Source organism: Enterobacter sp. CFEC122 (genome assembly GCF_052983755.1).
The window spans coordinates 15,547-32,025 of the sequence record NZ_JBRIQR010000022.1 but is presented as its reverse complement, the minus strand read 5'-3'; the positions used below and the strand labels follow the sequence as shown (position 1 = coordinate 32,025).

Sequence of the window (16,479 nt, the reverse complement as noted above, 5' to 3'; positions counted from 1 at the left end):
ACAGGCCCCCTCTGGGCCAGGGACAAAGGATGAAACCGTTTCGCTTAGCCGCGCTCTCTCTTGCGCTGCTTACTACGTTTACGCTTGTCGGCTGTGATAACAGCGACGATAAACCTCAGGCTGCGGCTCCCGCGGCATCCACCGCATCCACACCAAAAGCCGCGGAAAAGCCAAATGCTGAAACGCTGGCTAAGCTAGCCGCCCAGAGTCAGGGAAAAGCGCTGACCCTGCTGGATGCTTCTGAAGTTCAGCTCGACGGTGCCGCCACGCTGGTGCTGACATTCTCGGTTCCGCTGAATCCCGATCAGGATTTCGCGAAAACCGTGCATGTCGTGGACAAAAAAAGCGGCAAAGTTGACGGGGCGTGGGAACTTGCGCCTAACCTGAAAGAGCTTCGCCTGCGTCATCTGGAGCCCAACCGCAACCTGGTCGTCACCGTTGAACGGGGCCTGCAGGCGCTGAATAAGGCGACGTTCGGCATTGATTATGAAAAAGCCCTCACCACCCGGGACGTCGAGCCTACCGTCGGGTTTGCCAGCCGCGGCTCGCTGCTGCCGGGCAAGGTGGTGGAAGGGTTGCCGGTGATGGCGCTTAACGTCAACAACGTGGACGTCAATTTCTACCGCGTGAAGCCGGAATCGCTGGCCTCTTTTGTCAGCCAGTGGGAATACCGCAACTCCCTCACCAACTGGGAATCCGACAACCTGCTAAAGATGGCGGAGCTGGTTTACACCGGTCGCTTCGATCTTAATCCGGCGCGCAACACGCGCGAAAAATTGTTGTTGCCCCTGAAGGATATTAAACCGCTCCAGCAGTCTGGGGTTTACATCGCGGTCATGAACCAGGCCGGGCACTATAACTACAGCAACGCCGCGACGCTCTTTACCTTAAGCGATATTGGCCTGTCCGCTCACCGTTATCATAATCGCCTGGACATCTTCACCCAGAGTCTGGAGAACGGTGCGGCGCAGTCCGGGGTTACCGTTACCCTGCTGAATGACAAAGGGCAGACCCTTGCCGAAGCGAAAAGCGACGGCGATGGCCACGCAAAGCTTGAGACCGACAAAGAGGCTGCCCTGATTCTGGCGAGTAAAGACGGCCAGACCACGCTGCTTGACCTCAAGCTACCGGCTCTTGATCTGGCGGAGTTTGATATTGCCGGGAGCCCGGGCTACAGCAAGCAATTCTTCATGTTTGGCCCACGCGATCTCTATCGCCCGGGCGAAACGGTGATCCTCAACGGCCTGCTGCGCGACAGTGACGGTAAGCCGCTTCCCGATCAGCCCGTGAAGCTTGACGTGCTGCGCCCTGACGGTCAGGTGGCTCGCTCGATCGTTGTTCAGCCTGAAAACGGTCTCTACCGATTCAACTACCCGCTGGACAGCGGGGCGCAGACCGGCATGTGGCATATCCGCGCCAACACGGGCGATAACCTGCAGCGCCTGTGGGACTTCCACGTCGAAGACTTCATGCCAGAGCGCATGGCGCTCAACCTGAGCGGACAAAAAACGCCGGTTTCACCGCAGGATAACGTCGACTTTAACGTGGTCGGCTATTACCTGTATGGCGCACCGGCCAACGGTAACTCTCTGCAGGGCCAGCTCTTCCTGCGTCCGCTGCGTGACGCGGTGGCCGCGCTGCCGGGCTTCCAGTTTGGTGATATCGCCGAAGAGAACCTGAGCCGCAGCCTGGATGAAGTTCAGCTTACGCTGGACGAGCAGGGGCGTGGGCAGGTTTCTACCGAAAGCCAGTGGAAAGACGTGCACTCTCCGCTGCAGCTGATCCTGCAGGCCAGCCTGCTGGAATCAGGTGGTCGTCCGGTGACGCGTCGCGCTGAGCAGGCTATCTGGCCGGCGGCTGAGCTGCCGGGTATTCGCCCTCAGTTCGCCAGCAAGGCGGTTTACGACTACCGCACCGATACGACCGTCAACCAGCCGATTGTTGATGAGAACGGCAACGCCAGTTTCGACATCGTGTATGCCGATGCCAGCGGCGCGAAAAAGGCCGTTTCCGGGTTACAGGTTCGTCTGATTCGCGAGCGTCGGGACTACTTCTGGAACTGGTCTGAGAGCGAAGGCTGGCAGTCTCAGTTCGATCAGAAAGACCTCGTCGAAGGCGAGCAGGAGCTGACGCTTAAGGCCGATGAAACGGGTAAAGTTACCTTCCCGGTAGAGTGGGGCTCTTATCGTCTGGAAGTCAAAGCGCCTGATGAAATGGTCAGCAGCGTGCGCTTCTGGGCAGGCTACAGCTGGCAGGATAACAGCGATGGCACTGGGGCCGCGCGCCCTGACCGCGTGACGCTGAAACTGGATAAGCCAGCCTATCAGCCGGGCGACACCATCCAACTGCACATCGCCGCGCCGGCCGCAGGCAAGGGCTATGCGATGATCGAGTCCAGCGAAGGGCCGCTGTGGTGGAAAGAGATCGACGTACCGGCAAACGGACTGGATCTCGCTATCCCGGTCGACAAGGCCTGGAAGCGTCACGACCTCTACCTGAGTACGCTGGTGGTACGTCCCGGAGATAAATCCAAATCCGCCACGCCGAAACGTGCGGTCGGTCTGCTGCATCTGCCGATGGGCGATGAAAATCGCCGTCTGAATATTGCGCTCGATAACCCGCAGAAAATGCGTCCAAACCAGACGCTCTCGGTGAAGGTGAAAGCCAGCGTGAAAGAGGGGGCCGTGCCGCAGAAGGTGAACGTGCTGGTCTCGGCGGTGGACAGCGGCGTGCTGAACATTACCGATTACGTCACGCCGGATCCGTGGCAGGCTTTCTTTGGCCAGAAGCGTTACGGCGCGGATATCTACGATATATACGGCCAGGTCATTGAAGGGCAGGGCCGTCTGGCCGCGCTGCGCTTCGGTGGCGATGGGGATGAACTGAAGCGCGGCGGCAAACCGCCGGTGAACCACGTCACCATCATTGCCCAGCAGGCACAGCCGGTTACGCTGGATGTCAACGGGGAAGGCACGATTACGCTGCCGATTGGTGATTTCAACGGCGAACTGCGTCTGATGGCGCAGGCCTGGACAGAAGACGATTTCGGCAGCAGCGAAAGCAAGGTTGTGGTGGCCGCGCCGGTTATTACTGAGCTCAACACGCCGCGCTTCCTGGCAAGTGGAGACACCTCACGCCTGACGCTGGATCTCACCAACCTGACCGACCAGCCGCAAACGCTGAACGTTGCCCTGACCGCGACAGGCAAACTGTCGCTGGAAGGTGGACAGCCGCAGCCGGTGCAGCTGCCTCCGGGGGCGCGGACCACCCTGTTTATTCCGGTGCGTGCGCTGGAGGGGTATGGTGACGGAGAGGTAACAGCACAGGTTACCGGCCTGCAGCTTCCGGGCGAGACCTTTGCACCACAGCAGAAGAGCTGGAAAATCGGCGTGCGTCCGGCATTTCCGGCACAGACGGTGAATACCGGTGCCATGCTCAACCCTGGCGAATCCTGGACCGCACCGGCGCAGCACAGTAACGGTTTCTCTCCTGCCACTCTGCAGGGGCAACTGCTGCTGAGCGGCAAACCACCGCTCAACCTGGCGCGCTATATTCGCGAACTGCAGGCCTATCCGTATGGGTGCCTGGAGCAGACCACCAGCGGCCTGTTCCCGTCGCTCTACACCAACGCGGCGCAGCTGACGGCGCTTGGTATCAAAGGTGATACGGACGATAAACGCCGTGCCGCCATTGATATCGGTATTTCCCGTCTGCTGCAGATGCAGCGTGAAGACGGTGGTTTTGCGCTGTGGGATAAAAACGGTCCGGAAGAGTACTGGCTGACGGCCTACGTGACCGACTTCCTGGTGCGGGCGGGCGAGCAGGGCTATAGCGTGCCTGCCGATGCGGTAAATAACGCCAATAGCCGTCTGCTGCGCTACCTGCAGGACCCGGGCATGATGTCCATTCGCTATAGCGATGATACTCAGGCCAGTAAATTTGCCGTTCAGGCCTATGCCGCGCTGGTGCTGGCTCGTCAGCAAAAAGCGCCGCTGGGCGCGCTGCGTGAAATCTGGGATCGTCACGATCAGGCGGCGTCCGGCCTGCCGCTGATGCAGCTGGGCATGGCGCTCAGGCTGATGGGCGATGCCCCGCGCAGCCAGCAGGCGCTGGATCTGGCGCTCAAAACGCCGCGCAACGACAGCAAAACCTGGATGGCCGATTACGGCAGCCAGCTTCGCGATAACGCGCTGATGCTCTCCCTGCTGGAGGAGTACAAACTGCTGCCGGATGCGCAAAATACGCTGCTGAATGCCCTGTCTGAACAGGCCTTCAGCCAGCGCTGGTTGTCCACTCAGGAGAGCAACGCGCTGTTCCTGGCCGGACGTTCGCTGCAAACTCTGTCAGGTGCATGGCAGGCGAAAACCTCCCTGTCAGATTCCGCATCAGGTGGCGATAAAGCGCAGGTACAAAACGTGAGCGGCGACCAGCTTGGCGCGCTGCAGGTCACCAATACCGGAACGACACCGCTCTGGGTACGTTTGGACAGCACCGGTTATCCGGAATATGCCCCTCAGCCGAGCTCGAACGTGTTGCAGGTCGAACGTCATATCCTGGCAACCGACGGCAGTACGAAATCACTCTCTTCGCTGAAGAGCGGCGAGCTGGTGCTGGTGTGGCTGGAAGTTAAAGCCAGCCAGAACGTGCCGGACGCGCTGGTGGTAGATCTCCTGCCTGCGGGGCTGGAGCTGGAAAACCAGAACCTGGCAAGCAGCAGCGCCAGCCTGCAGGACAGCGGCAGTGAGGTGCAGAACCTGCTCAGCCAGATGCAGCAGGCGGACATTCAGCATATGGAATTCCGCGACGACCGCTTTGTGGCGGCCGTGCCGGTAAATGAAGGTCAGCCGGTCACGCTGGTTTATCTGGCGCGCGCCGTGACGCCGGGAACCTACCAGGTGCCGGTTCCGATGGTCGAGTCTATGTATGTGCCGCAGTGGCGGGCAACGGGTGCGGCCAGCGGCCCGCTGATTGTTGTTCCGTAATATGCGAATGGCACGTCTGACACGCTCCCGCTGGCTATGGCTGGCGGGAGCGCTTCTCGTTTTAGGGGGGCTGATTATCGCTGCCGACCGCCTGTGGCCGTTGCCGCTGAAAGAGGTTAACCCTGCCCGGGTGGTGGTGGATGAGAAGGGCACGCCGCTCTGGCGTTTTGCCGATAGCGATGGGATCTGGCGCTATCCGGTGACGATCGAAGAGGTCTCTCCCCGTTATCTTGAGGCGCTGATCCAGTATGAAGATCGCTGGTTCTGGGATCACCCCGGCGTAAACCCGCTCTCTGTCCTGCGCGCCGCCTGGCAGGATCTCAGTTCCGGGAAAGTCATCTCTGGCGGAAGCACGCTCACCATGCAGGTCGCGCGACTGCTGGACCCGCATCCGCGCACCTTTGGCGGCAAAATTCGCCAGCTCTGGCGTGCCATGCAGCTGGAGTGGCATCTTTCCAAACGCGAAATCCTGACGCTCTATCTCAATCGCGCCCCCTTTGGCGGTACGCTGCAGGGCGTGGGAGCGGCAAGCTGGACGTATCTGGGCAAGCCGCCGTCGCAGCTCAGCTATTCCGACGCGGCGCTGCTGGCGGTGCTGCCGCAGGCACCGAGTCGATTACGCCCGGACCGCTGGCCTGAACGGGCCGAAGCGGCGCGCAATAAAGTGCTCGACCGCATGGCGACGCAGGGGGTCTGGTCCGCAAAGCAGGTCAAAGAGTCCCGTGAAGAATCAGTATGGCTGGCGCCCCGGCAGATGCCGCAGCTGGCGCCGCTCTTTGCTCGGATGATGCTCGGCAAAAGTCGCGACACGAAAATTGTCACCACGCTGGATGCCGGACTGCAGCGGCAGCTGGAAGAGCTGGCGATGAACTGGAAATCCCGCCTGCCGGCCCGCAGCTCGCTGGCGATGATCGTGGTCGATCATACCGATATGAAAGTGCGCGGTTGGGTTGGGTCGGTGGATATCAACGATGACACGCGTTTTAGCCATGTGGATATGGTCAATGCGATCCGATCCCCAGGATCGGTCTTAAAACCCTTTATCTACGGCATGGCGCTGGACGATGGCCTGATCCATCCCGCCTCGCTGCTTCAGGACGTTCCCCGAAAAACCGGTGATTATCGTCCCGGGAATTTTGACAGCGGGTTCCATGGACCGGTCAGCATGAGTGAAGCGCTGGTCCGCTCCCTCAACCTGCCGGCCGTTCAGGTGCTGGAAGCCTACGGACCAAAACGATTTGCCGGGATGCTAAGCAACGCAGGCTTGCCGCTGATCCTGCCTGCGGGGGCACAGCCGAATTTGTCTCTGATCCTCGGCGGGGCGGGCGCGCGGCTGGCAGATATCGCTGCGGCCTATAGTGCCTTTGCCCGACACGGTAAGGCGGGAAGGCTGCGGTTACAGCCGGGCGATCCGCTGACTGAACGCCCGCTGTTATCGCCAGGCTCGGCGTGGATTATTCGCCGTATTCTTGCCAATGAAGCGCAGCCGCTGCCGGACAATGCGCTGCCACAGATTGCGCCGCTGGCGTGGAAAACCGGCACCAGCTACGGGTACCGTGATGCCTGGGCCATCGGTCTGAATGCCCGTTATGTGATAGGCATCTGGACCGGACGACCGGACGGCACGCCCGTGGCGGGACAGTTTGGGTTTGCCAGCGCGGTTCCGCTGTTAAACCAGGTCAATAATCTGCTTCAGTCACGTTCAACGGTAGACGAAGCCCGCCTGCCGCGCGATCCGCGTCCGGAGAGCGTCGGGCGGGGCGTGATCTGCTGGCCGGGCGGCCAGTCGCTACCGGAAGGCAGTGAAAACTGTCGACGTCGCCTGTCGACCTGGCTGCTGGAAGGGAGTGAACCGCCCACGCTGCTTCTCCCTGAACAGGAGGGCATACGCGGCATTCGTTTCCCGGTCTGGCTGGATAAAACCGGCAAACGCGTGGCCGCAGATTGCCCGGATGCTACTGAAAAAGTCCTGGATGTCTGGCCGCTGCCGCTGGAGCCGTGGCTGCCCGCTTCGGAAAAAAGAGCGGCGCGTCTCCCGGCAGCATCAACAGTTTGTCCGCCTCTGGATAACAGCAATATCGCGCCGCTTATGCTGTCAGGGGTCAGAGAGGGGGCCGTCATCAAGCGTCTTCCGGGTGAGACAACTATAACGCTTTCTCTCTCAACCAGCGGTGGAGAAGGGCAGCGATGGTGGTTTTTAAATGGCGAGCCTTTAGAGGGACATGAATATAAATATTCACTGAAATTATATTTGCCGGGTGAATATCAATTAATAGTAATGGATGAAAACGGTCAAATAGCGACGGTGAATTTCGAAATGGCTTATTAAAATAATCCAGAAGGGTTAGCTTGATAATTATCAATGTTCGGTTCTGCAAAAAAACGAGAATGCGTTTTTATTTGAAGGAACGAGCAATGAAAAAAAATAATAAACTGAGAGAGAGTCTTAATCCCGCTCTCTCCCGGCGTCACTTTATTCAGGCCGGGTCCGCGCTTGCCGCTCTGCCGTTTGTGGTAAAAGGCGGAAAAGCGCAGGCGGCGACAATGCCTGCGGCAGTGAACGAACCCGAAGAAAAAGTCATTCAAACCTGCAGCACCTTTGACTGTGGCGGGAAATGCGATATTCGGGCGCACGTCAGCGACGGCGTGGTCACACGCATCTCTACGCGTCCGGATAATGAACTGGATCCTCAAATGCCGGTGATGCGCGCCTGCGTTCGCGGACGCGCGTATCGGAAATTTGTTTATCATCCCGATCGGCTTAAATATCCAATGAAACGCGTGGGTAAACGTGGCGAAGGAAAATTCGAACGTATTACCTGGGATGAAGCCACAACGCTTATTGCGAATCAATTAAAAACCATTACGCAAAAATACGGTGCTGCTTCGCGCTATGTGCATGTTGGCACCGCAGTTTCGGGAGGAACGTTCTCCGGCGATAAAATGGTTCGTCGTCTCCTCAACTTAACCGGCGGCTATCTCGAAAGCTATCACTCGGTCAGCATGGGCAACACCGCAGCGGCAACGCCCTATACCTACGGCACCGCCTCCAGCGGCAGCTCGCTGGACACGCTGCTGGACACCAAACTGGTCATCCTCTGGGGACATAACCCGACGGAAACGATTTTTGGTCACAGCAACTACTTCTTCCAGAAGATGAAGCAAAACGGCACCCGTTTCATCGTTGTCGATCCGCGCTATTCAGATACGGTGTCCTCCCTTGCTGACCAGTGGGTCCCGCTGCTGCCAACAACCGATAACGCCCTGATGGACGCCATGATGTACGTGATCGTCACGGAGAACTTGCACGATCGCGACTTTATTCAGCGCTATACCCTGGGCTTTGATGAAGACGCTATGCCGGAAGGCGTTCCGGCCAATGAATCCCTGATGGCTTACCTGAACGGGGCAAAAGATGGCGTAGCAAAAACGCCTGAGTGGGCAGAGAAGATCACCCACGTGCCTGCGCAAACCATTCGTCAGCTGGCGCGCGACTACGCAACCACCAAACCCGCTGCGCTGATCCAGGGCTGGGGACCGCAGCGCCATAACTGCGGCGAGCGCACCGCGCGCGGCTCGACGATACTGGCCACGCTGACGGGTAACGTCGGGGTGAAAGGCGGCTGGGCTGCAGGCTACGGCGGCTGTGCTAACCGTAAATTTGCCGCAGGCCCGGAGATGCCGGATAACCCGGTGAAAGCCAAAATATCGGTGATGAACTGGGTGCAGGCCGCCGACGATGCCTCTAAGGTAACGGCGGACGTCGGCCTGAAGGATGCCGAAAAGCTGGACAGCAATATCCGCATCCTCTTCTCGCTGGCGGGCAATTATCTGGCTAACCAGAACCCGGATCTTCATCAGGCAACCCGCGTGCTGGAAGACGAGTCGAAAATCCAGTTTATCGTCGCGAGCGATCTGTTTATGACGCCGAGCGCCCGATACGCCGATCTTCTCCTGCCGGAAACCAGCTTTATGGAACGCTGGAATATCGGCGAAACCTGGGGTACTGCAAGCTATCTGATCCTGTCGGAAAAGCTGATTGAGCCTGAATTTGAGCGCCGTTCAGACTACGACTGGCTGCGGGAGGTCGCTGCTAAGCTTGGCGTCGAACCGGCATTCAGCGAAGGGCGTGACGAAAAGGCGTGGATTGAGCACATCTGGGAGCAGACGCGGCTCTCCATGCCAGATGAAAACCTGCCGGACTTCGCGACGCTGCAAAAGACGCGTCAGCATCTCTTCAAAAGCGCGCCGTTTGTCGCCTTTGAAGACAATATTCGCGACCCGCAAAATCATCCGTTCCCGACGCCGTCCGGGAAAATTGAGATCTTCTCGAAGCGTCTGTACGACATGCAGCACCCGGAAATTCCGGCGCTGTCGCACTACGTGCCTGCCCACGAAGGGCCGGAAGACGAACTGGCAAAAACCTTCCCGCTACAGCTGATCACCTGGAAAGGGAAAAACCGCGCCAACTCTACCCAGTACGCCAACCCGTGGTTAATTGAAGCACAGCAGCAGAAGCTGTGGATTAACCCTCAGGACGCGCAGAAGCGCGGCATTGCGCAGGGAGATACCGTGCGTATCCATAACGCACGCGGCATTTGTGAGATCCCGGCGGAGGTTACGCCGCGCATCATTCCTGGCGTGGTAGCCATGCAGGCAGGTGCCTGGTGGCAGCCGGATGAGAAGGGCATTGATAAAGGCGGCTGCGCGAACGTGCTCAGTTCGGCTCGTATTACCGCGCTTGCGAAAGGGAATTCACATCAAACCATGCTGGTGGAGGTGGCAAAAGCATGAGTCAGTTTAAACACTACGCGCCGGTGAGCGACAAACAGCTGGGCTTTTATATCGACTCTTCACGCTGCTCAGGGTGTAAAGCCTGCCAGGTGGCATGCAAAGATAAAAACAACCTTGAGGTCGGACGTCGTTTCCGTCGCCTGTACGAAGTCAACGGCGGGAATTTCATCCCCACCGGGCAGGGCGGCGTCAGCAACAATGTGTTTGCCTACACGCTCTCTATTTCCTGTAACCACTGTGCAGACCCCATCTGCACTAAAAACTGTCCGACCACGGCGATGCACAAGCGTCCTGGAGACGGCATTGTGCGCGTTGATACAGATAAGTGCGTCGGCTGCGGCTACTGTGCGTGGTCATGCCCTTACGGCGCGCCACAGCTCAACGAGCAGACCGGGCAGATGTCAAAATGCGATTTCTGCGTGGATCTGCAGGCGAAGGGGGAGCAGCCCGTCTGTGTGGCAACCTGTCCACTCGAAGCGATTAAATTCGGGCCGATTGATGAACTGCGGGCGAAGTATGGTGCGGTCTGTGACGTGAAAGGCTTGCCTGATTCTTCCATCACAAAACCGAATCTGGTGATCAAAGCGCATCAGAGTGCAGAGAAAGAGGGCAAACGCCATGCATGAGTTACCGCTGCTGATTTTTACACTGTTCCTGCAGGGCTCGGTAGGCGTGACGCTCTGGCTGGCGTTCGGGGGGGCGCATGTTTTGCAGCGTAGCGCGCTTCTGCCTGCTGCCGGGGCGTTTGTGCTCGCAAGCCTCGGATTGCTCGCCTCGGCGCTGCACATGGGCTATCCGCTCAATGCTCTCAACGCGCTGCGCCATGTCTCCAGCTCCTGGCTGAGCCGTGAGATTATCTTTGCCAGCCTTTACCTGGCGGCGCTGGGGCTCGCGACGCTGCTGATGTTCGCCAAAAAGCCAGGCTGGAAGCTGCTTCTGGCGGCGGCGGGCCTTGTCGGGCTGGTGGATGTGTTCTGCATGGCGCAGATCTACATGCATGCGTCCGTGGTGACGTGGCAGCATATCAACACGCTGGTGCTGTTTATCGGCTCGGTGGGCATTATTGGTTCAGCCTGCATGGCGGTTGGGATGCGTTCCCGGGCTACTCTGCGTGCGGCGGTGGTCATTATCACGCTGCTGGTGCTTGTGCGTCTGGTGATGCAGCCCGTCTGGCTGGCCGACATCTCGGCTATGGACAACACCGTGGTGACGTTCCCTCATGCGCCATTACAGATGCTGCAACAACTGCGCACCGTGCATCTGCTGAGCTGGTGTGTGTCTGTCGTGGGTATGCTGTGCTTTGCTGCAGGCGGGTTAAAAGCGGCGCGAGGCACAATGCTGCTGGGCAGCGCCTTGCTGATTGCGGGTGAGCTGATGCTGCGCTTCGTTTTCTTCAGTATTGACTGATGGGCAGATTGACGTTTGGCCCGGCGATGGACGTGACGCATGCGTGCGTCCGTCGCCGTTTTCGCCATGCTTCCTGTTGCGCCTGCGCTGACGTTTGCCCCGTGCAGGCTTTTTCTTTTACGGACGCAGATATCTCGGTTGATGAGAACCGCTGTATTGAATGCGGTGACTGCCTGTTTGTTTGCCCCACTGAGGCCATCACCGGCATCACGCCGCGAAAACGCTTTTTGTGTGGCGATACGCTTGTCGGGCCTTTTACTGAACGTGCGCCGGATGTGAATGAACTGCTGCTCTGGCATGCACAGCACCATGTTCGTTTTATCAGTATCGACGTGGAGCAGTATCCTGACTGGCTGCTGGCGATTGCCCGGCTTAATCTTGTGCTTCGTCGACGCGGTGAAGCGGCATGGGCGTTTAAACTTTTCCCCGTCAACGAGGTTAATATCGCCCGCCGTGCGCTGATGCACGTTCCCCGTGAGGATGTCCGGACCTGTAGCGTCGTGCCCGGTCAGCGTGAACTGCGCAGAGCGTTTTCTGGGGTTAGTGAGGCAGAGATAGATCTCGACGCCGGAAAGTGCGTATTGTGCGGCGCGTGCTGGCGGAGTTGTACGGAAAACGCGATTCGGTTTGAGAACGCTGAACTGATCGTCGAAACCGGACGTTGTACCGGTTGCTGCGGCTGCGAAGCGGTATGCCAGCATGCGGCGATAAAAGTGACGCAAACAGAAGGAACGGCGAAAAACGTCGCCATACTGGCATATGAAGCCGTTTGCCTGACGTGCCACCGTCATTTCTGGTCATTTACGCCTGATGAAAAGCAGTGTCCGCTCTGTTTTCACCATCAACACGATATGCGAAACCCGGACTGTTGCTAATCTTCGTCTCATTTTAAAAAAATGTTATGCAGAACCATAGGCAATAGCGCTATAGCTCTTTATAATCCGCGCCACACCATACTCAGGTATGCAAAACAACAGAACATTGACAGAGGTTATCATGGCTATTGAACGTACTTTTTCCATCATCAAACCAAACGCGGTGGCAAAAAACGTTATTGGCAGCATCTTCGCTCGCTTTGAATCTGCAGGGTTCAAAATTGTTGGTACCAAAATGCTGCACCTGACCGTTGAGCAGGCGCGCGGCTTCTACGCTGAGCACGAAGGTCGCCCATTCTTTGACGGCCTGGTTGAGTTCATGACCTCCGGTCCAATCGTGGTATCCGTACTGGAAGGCGAAAACGCCGTACAGCGTCACCGCGACCTGCTGGGCGCAACCAACCCGGACAACGCGCTGGCAGGTACTCTGCGCGCTGACTACGCTGACAGCTTCACCGAGAACGGTACCCACGGTTCTGACTCTGTTGAATCTGCTGCACGCGAAATCGCTTTCTTCTTCGCAGAAGGCGAAGTGTGTCCACGTACCCGTTAATTTAACGGTTTCGTTTACACATTATTTTCGTAAATGCCGCGTCCAGACGTGGCATCCCTGCGCCAGACTTTGTACAATGCAACGCCCCGGACGAGCAGACCGCTTTCCGGGGCGTTTCTATTCAACCCTCCATGGGCCATAACGTGTAACAACGAGGCCGGTAAATATTATGTCTGAATTAGTGAATACCTCCGAAGTCGCCATTCCTGCGGTTCCCAATAAAAATGGAAAAATCAACCTGCTGGATCTGAACCGTCAGCAGATGCGCGAGTTCTTCAAAGAGATGGGCGAAAAGCCATTTCGTGCCGATCAGGTCATGAAGTGGATGTACCATTACTGCAGCGACAATTTTGATGACATGACTGACATCAACAAGGTCCTGCGCAATAAGCTCAAAGAAGTGGCTGAAATCCGCGCCCCGGAAGTGGTGGAAGAGCAGCGCTCCGCAGATGGCACCATCAAATGGGCGATTGCGGTGGGCGATCAGCGCGTTGAAACCGTCTACATTCCGGAAGAAGACCGCGCGACGCTGTGTGTCTCCTCCCAGGTTGGCTGTGCGCTGGAGTGCAAATTCTGCTCAACCGCGCAGCAAGGCTTTAACCGTAACCTGCGTGTTTCAGAAATTATCGGCCAGGTCTGGCGTGCTGCGAAAATCGTCGGCGCGGCAAAAGTGACCGGCACTCGCCCAATCACCAACGTGGTGATGATGGGGATGGGTGAGCCGCTGCTGAACCTGACCAACGTCGTTCCGGCGATGGAAATCATGCTGGATGACTTCGGCTTTGGTCTGTCCAAGCGTCGCGTCACGCTGTCGACCTCAGGCGTTGTGCCTGCGCTGGACAAGCTCGGCGATATGATTGACGTCGCGCTGGCGATCTCCCTGCACGCGCCAAACGATGAAATTCGTGACGAAATTGTGCCAATCAACAAAAAGTACAATATCGAAACCTTCCTCGCTGCCGTACGTCGCTATCTGGAGAAATCCAACGCCAACCAGGGTCGCGTCACTATCGAGTACGTGATGCTGGACCACGTCAACGACGGTACCGAACATGCGCATCAGCTGGCTGAACTGCTGAAAGATACGCCATGTAAAATCAACCTGATCCCGTGGAACCCGTTCCCGGGCGCGCCGTATGGCCGTAGCTCGAACAGCCGTATCGACCGTTTCTCCAAGGTGCTGATGGAGTATGGTTTCACCACCATCGTGCGTAAAACGCGTGGTGATGATATTGATGCCGCATGTGGACAGCTGGCTGGTGATGTTATTGACCGTACCAAGCGTACCCTGCGTAAACGCATGCAGGGCGAGACGATCGCGGTTAAAGCTGTTTGATTATTATGCACTCACGGCGCATTATCTGCGCCGTGAGACATAACCTTACTGAATAATCAGTCAGATTCGTGAAGACTGATCAATAATTACGGTGCGTTTCATCCGACTTTCGGGCAGTATGTAACGACGTAACAACAGTTTAGCCGTACGGGCAGGGCTGTACTGTCATCTCCGGGCTGACAGTCTTATACTCTGTGTTCAAGGTTAACTGACCAGAAGTTTCGCGGTGCGGGTGGCATTGTGACTCACCGGCGCCTGAACCCTTTTTTTCACGTACCAGTAGTTGTAGCGAATGAATACTGAAGCCACTCACGACCAACATGAAGCACTCTCCACTGGCGTTCGTCTTCGCAACGCCCGTGAACAACTCGGACTCAGCCAGCAAGCCGTCGCAGAACGCTTGTGCCTGAAGGTTTCCACGGTTCGCGATATTGAAGAAGATAAGGCACCCGCCGATCTGGCTTCAACGTTCTTGCGCGGTTATATCCGCTCTTACGCAAAACTGGTGCACATCCCCGAAAACGAATTACTGCCAATGATGGAGAAGCAGGCGCCGGTCCGTGCAGCAAAAGTTGCGCCGATGCAGACCTTCTCCCTGGGGAAACGTCGTAAAAAACGTGATGGCTGGCTGATGAGCTTTACCTGGCTGGTGCTGTTTGTGGTGGTCGGTCTGACCGGTGCGTGGTGGTGGCAAAACCACAAGGCGCAGCAGGAAGAGATCACCACTATGGCCGATCAATCCTCCGCCGAACTCAACCAGGCCGGAGCGGATAACGCCCAGAGCGTGCCGCTGAATACCGACGGTGCAGCGACTTCCAGCGAGCCACAGACCGCAGCGCCAGATGCGACAGCGACCAATGCTGCGCAGGCTCCGGCAGCAACGGCTAACACCGCTGCGCCTCAGGCTCAGGATCAAAACGCGGTGGTTGCCCCTTCTCAGGCGAATGTTGATACTGCGGCGAACGCGCCTGCGGCTACTCAGCCTGCAGACAATACCGCAGCGTCTCTGCCAACCAGCCCGGCGGGTACGGCGACACCCGCAGCCGATCCTAACGCGCTGGTAATGAACTTCAGCGCCGACTGCTGGCTGGAAGTGACTGACGCGACAGGTAAAAAACTGTTCAGCGGCCTGCAGCGCAAAGATGGCACGTTAAACCTAACGGGCCAGGCGCCTTATAAACTTAAAATCGGCGCTCCGTCAGCGGTACAGATCCAGTATCAAGGAAAACCTGTCGACCTGAGCCGCTTTATCAGAACTAACCAGGTTGCACGTCTTACCGTTAATGCCGAACAATCAGCAGCACAGTAACAGACGGGCAACGCGGGAGATTTTTCATGCATAACCAGGCTCCGATTCAACGTAGAAAATCGAAACGGATTTACGTTGGGAATGTGCCAATCGGCGATGGGGCACCTATCGCCGTTCAGTCGATGACCAATACGCGCACCACCGATGTGGAAGCGACGGTCAATCAAATCAAAGCATTAGAACGTGTCGGCGCGGACATTGTTCGCGTCTCCGTCCCGACCATGGATGCGGCTGAGGCGTTCAAACTGATCAAACAGCAGGTCAGCGTTCCGCTGGTGGCGGATATTCACTTCGACTACCGCATCGCACTGAAAGTGGCCGAATACGGTGTCGATTGCCTGCGTATTAACCCGGGCAACATCGGTAACGAAGAGCGTATCCGCATGGTCGTGGACTGCGCTCGCGATAAAAATATTCCTATCCGTATCGGCGTTAACGCCGGTTCCCTGGAAAAAGATCTGCAGGAAAAATACGGTGAGCCTACGCCGCAGGCGCTGCTCGAATCCGCGATGCGTCACGTCGATCATCTCGATCGCCTTAACTTCGATCAGTTCAAAGTCAGCGTAAAAGCGTCCGACGTGTTCCTGGCCGTAGAATCTTATCGCCTGCTGGCAAAGCAGATCGATCAGCCTCTGCACCTCGGGATCACCGAAGCGGGCGGCCTGCGTAGCGGCTCGGTAAAATCCGCGATCGGTCTGGGGCTGCTGCTCTCTGAAGGGATCGGTGACACCCTGCGCGTCTCGCTGGCGGCCGATCCGGTCGAAGAGATCAAGGTTGGTTTCGATATTCTGAAATCACTGCGTATTCGCGCGCGTGGGATCAACTTCATTGCCTGCCCAACCTGTTCACGTCAGGAGTTCGATGTGATCGGGACGGTGAATGCCCTTGAGCAACGTCTGGAAGACATTATCACCCCGATGGACGTCTCCATCATCGGCTGTGTGGTAAACGGTCCGGGTGAAGCGCTGGTGTCAACTCTGGGCGTAACCGGCGGTAACAAGAAAAGTGGTCTCTATGAAGATGGCGTTCGTAAAGATCGTCTGGATAATAGCGACATGATCGACCAGCTTGAAGCCCGCATCCGCGCCAAAGCCGCCATGATGGACGAAACACAGCGTATCAGCGTTCAGCAGGTTGAAAAATAACGTGATGGGAAGCGTGCCGCTTCCCATGTATGATTGAACCCATTCTTTGGGTTTTTTTTGTATATAGAAAGAGAATAA

Annotated in this window: 10 protein-coding genes; all 10 read left to right on the top strand. The window is 57.4% G+C overall.

Going from position 1 to position 16,479, the window contains the following annotated elements; genetic code table 11:
• The first annotated feature begins 29 nt into the window (after nucleotides 1-29).
• The 10 genes from ACVCAM_RS16035 to ispG all read left to right on the top strand — a co-directional run bounded on the left by ACVCAM_RS16035 (nucleotide 30) and on the right by ispG (nucleotide 16,401).
• Nucleotides 30-4,982 (top strand): alpha-2-macroglobulin family protein, encoded by a 4,953-nt coding sequence (locus ACVCAM_RS16035; protein ID WP_025912823.1) that lies wholly within the window; start codon nucleotides 30-32, stop codon nucleotides 4,980-4,982.
• Between the two features lies 1 nt (nucleotide 4,983).
• A complete protein-coding gene (gene pbpC / locus ACVCAM_RS16030; protein WP_025912822.1) occupies nucleotides 4,984-7,311 on the top strand; it encodes a peptidoglycan glycosyltransferase PbpC in 2,328 nt (775 codons plus the stop codon).
• Between the two features lie 86 nt (nucleotides 7,312-7,397).
• On the top strand, nucleotides 7,398-9,776 hold the full coding sequence (locus tag ACVCAM_RS16025; protein ID WP_025912821.1) for a DMSO/selenate family reductase complex A subunit: 2,379 nt from the start codon (nucleotides 7,398-7,400) through the stop codon (nucleotides 9,774-9,776).
• Nucleotides 9,773-10,402 (top strand): DMSO/selenate family reductase complex B subunit, encoded by a 630-nt coding sequence (locus ACVCAM_RS16020; RefSeq protein WP_025912820.1) that lies wholly within the window; start codon nucleotides 9,773-9,775, stop codon nucleotides 10,400-10,402. Before ACVCAM_RS16025 ends, ACVCAM_RS16020 begins: the two co-directional genes overlap by 4 nt.
• On the top strand, nucleotides 10,395-11,183 hold the full coding sequence (locus tag ACVCAM_RS16015; RefSeq protein WP_348582017.1) for a dimethyl sulfoxide reductase anchor subunit family protein: 789 nt from the start codon (nucleotides 10,395-10,397) through the stop codon (nucleotides 11,181-11,183). The genes ACVCAM_RS16020 and ACVCAM_RS16015 overlap by 8 nt, the downstream gene beginning before the upstream one ends.
• Nucleotides 11,183-12,058 (top strand): 4Fe-4S binding protein, encoded by an 876-nt coding sequence (locus ACVCAM_RS16010; RefSeq protein WP_025912819.1) that lies wholly within the window; start codon nucleotides 11,183-11,185, stop codon nucleotides 12,056-12,058. Before ACVCAM_RS16015 ends, ACVCAM_RS16010 begins: the two co-directional genes overlap by 1 nt.
• Before the next feature lie 121 nt (nucleotides 12,059-12,179).
• On the top strand, nucleotides 12,180-12,611 hold the full coding sequence (gene ndk / locus ACVCAM_RS16005) for a nucleoside-diphosphate kinase (RefSeq protein ID WP_003860625.1): 432 nt from the start codon (nucleotides 12,180-12,182) through the stop codon (nucleotides 12,609-12,611).
• Between the two features lie 169 nt (nucleotides 12,612-12,780).
• The gene (locus ACVCAM_RS16000) at nucleotides 12,781-13,947 is read left to right on the top strand and encodes a bifunctional tRNA (adenosine(37)-C2)-methyltransferase TrmG/ribosomal RNA large subunit methyltransferase RlmN (RefSeq protein ID WP_014171168.1); all 1,167 of its coding nucleotides are present in this window, start codon (nucleotides 12,781-12,783) and stop codon (nucleotides 13,945-13,947) included.
• 292 nt (nucleotides 13,948-14,239) lie between these two features.
• Nucleotides 14,240-15,256: a cytoskeleton protein RodZ gene (gene rodZ / locus ACVCAM_RS15995; RefSeq protein WP_407223586.1), complete on the top strand. Its 1,017-nt coding sequence runs from the start codon at nucleotides 14,240-14,242 to the stop codon at nucleotides 15,254-15,256.
• Nucleotides 15,257-15,282: 26 nt separating this feature from the next.
• Complete coding sequence (gene ispG, locus ACVCAM_RS15990; protein ID WP_023308814.1) at nucleotides 15,283-16,401, top strand: flavodoxin-dependent (E)-4-hydroxy-3-methylbut-2-enyl-diphosphate synthase; 1,119 nt, start codon at nucleotides 15,283-15,285, stop codon at nucleotides 16,399-16,401.
• Nucleotides 16,402-16,479 lie beyond the last annotated feature (78 nt).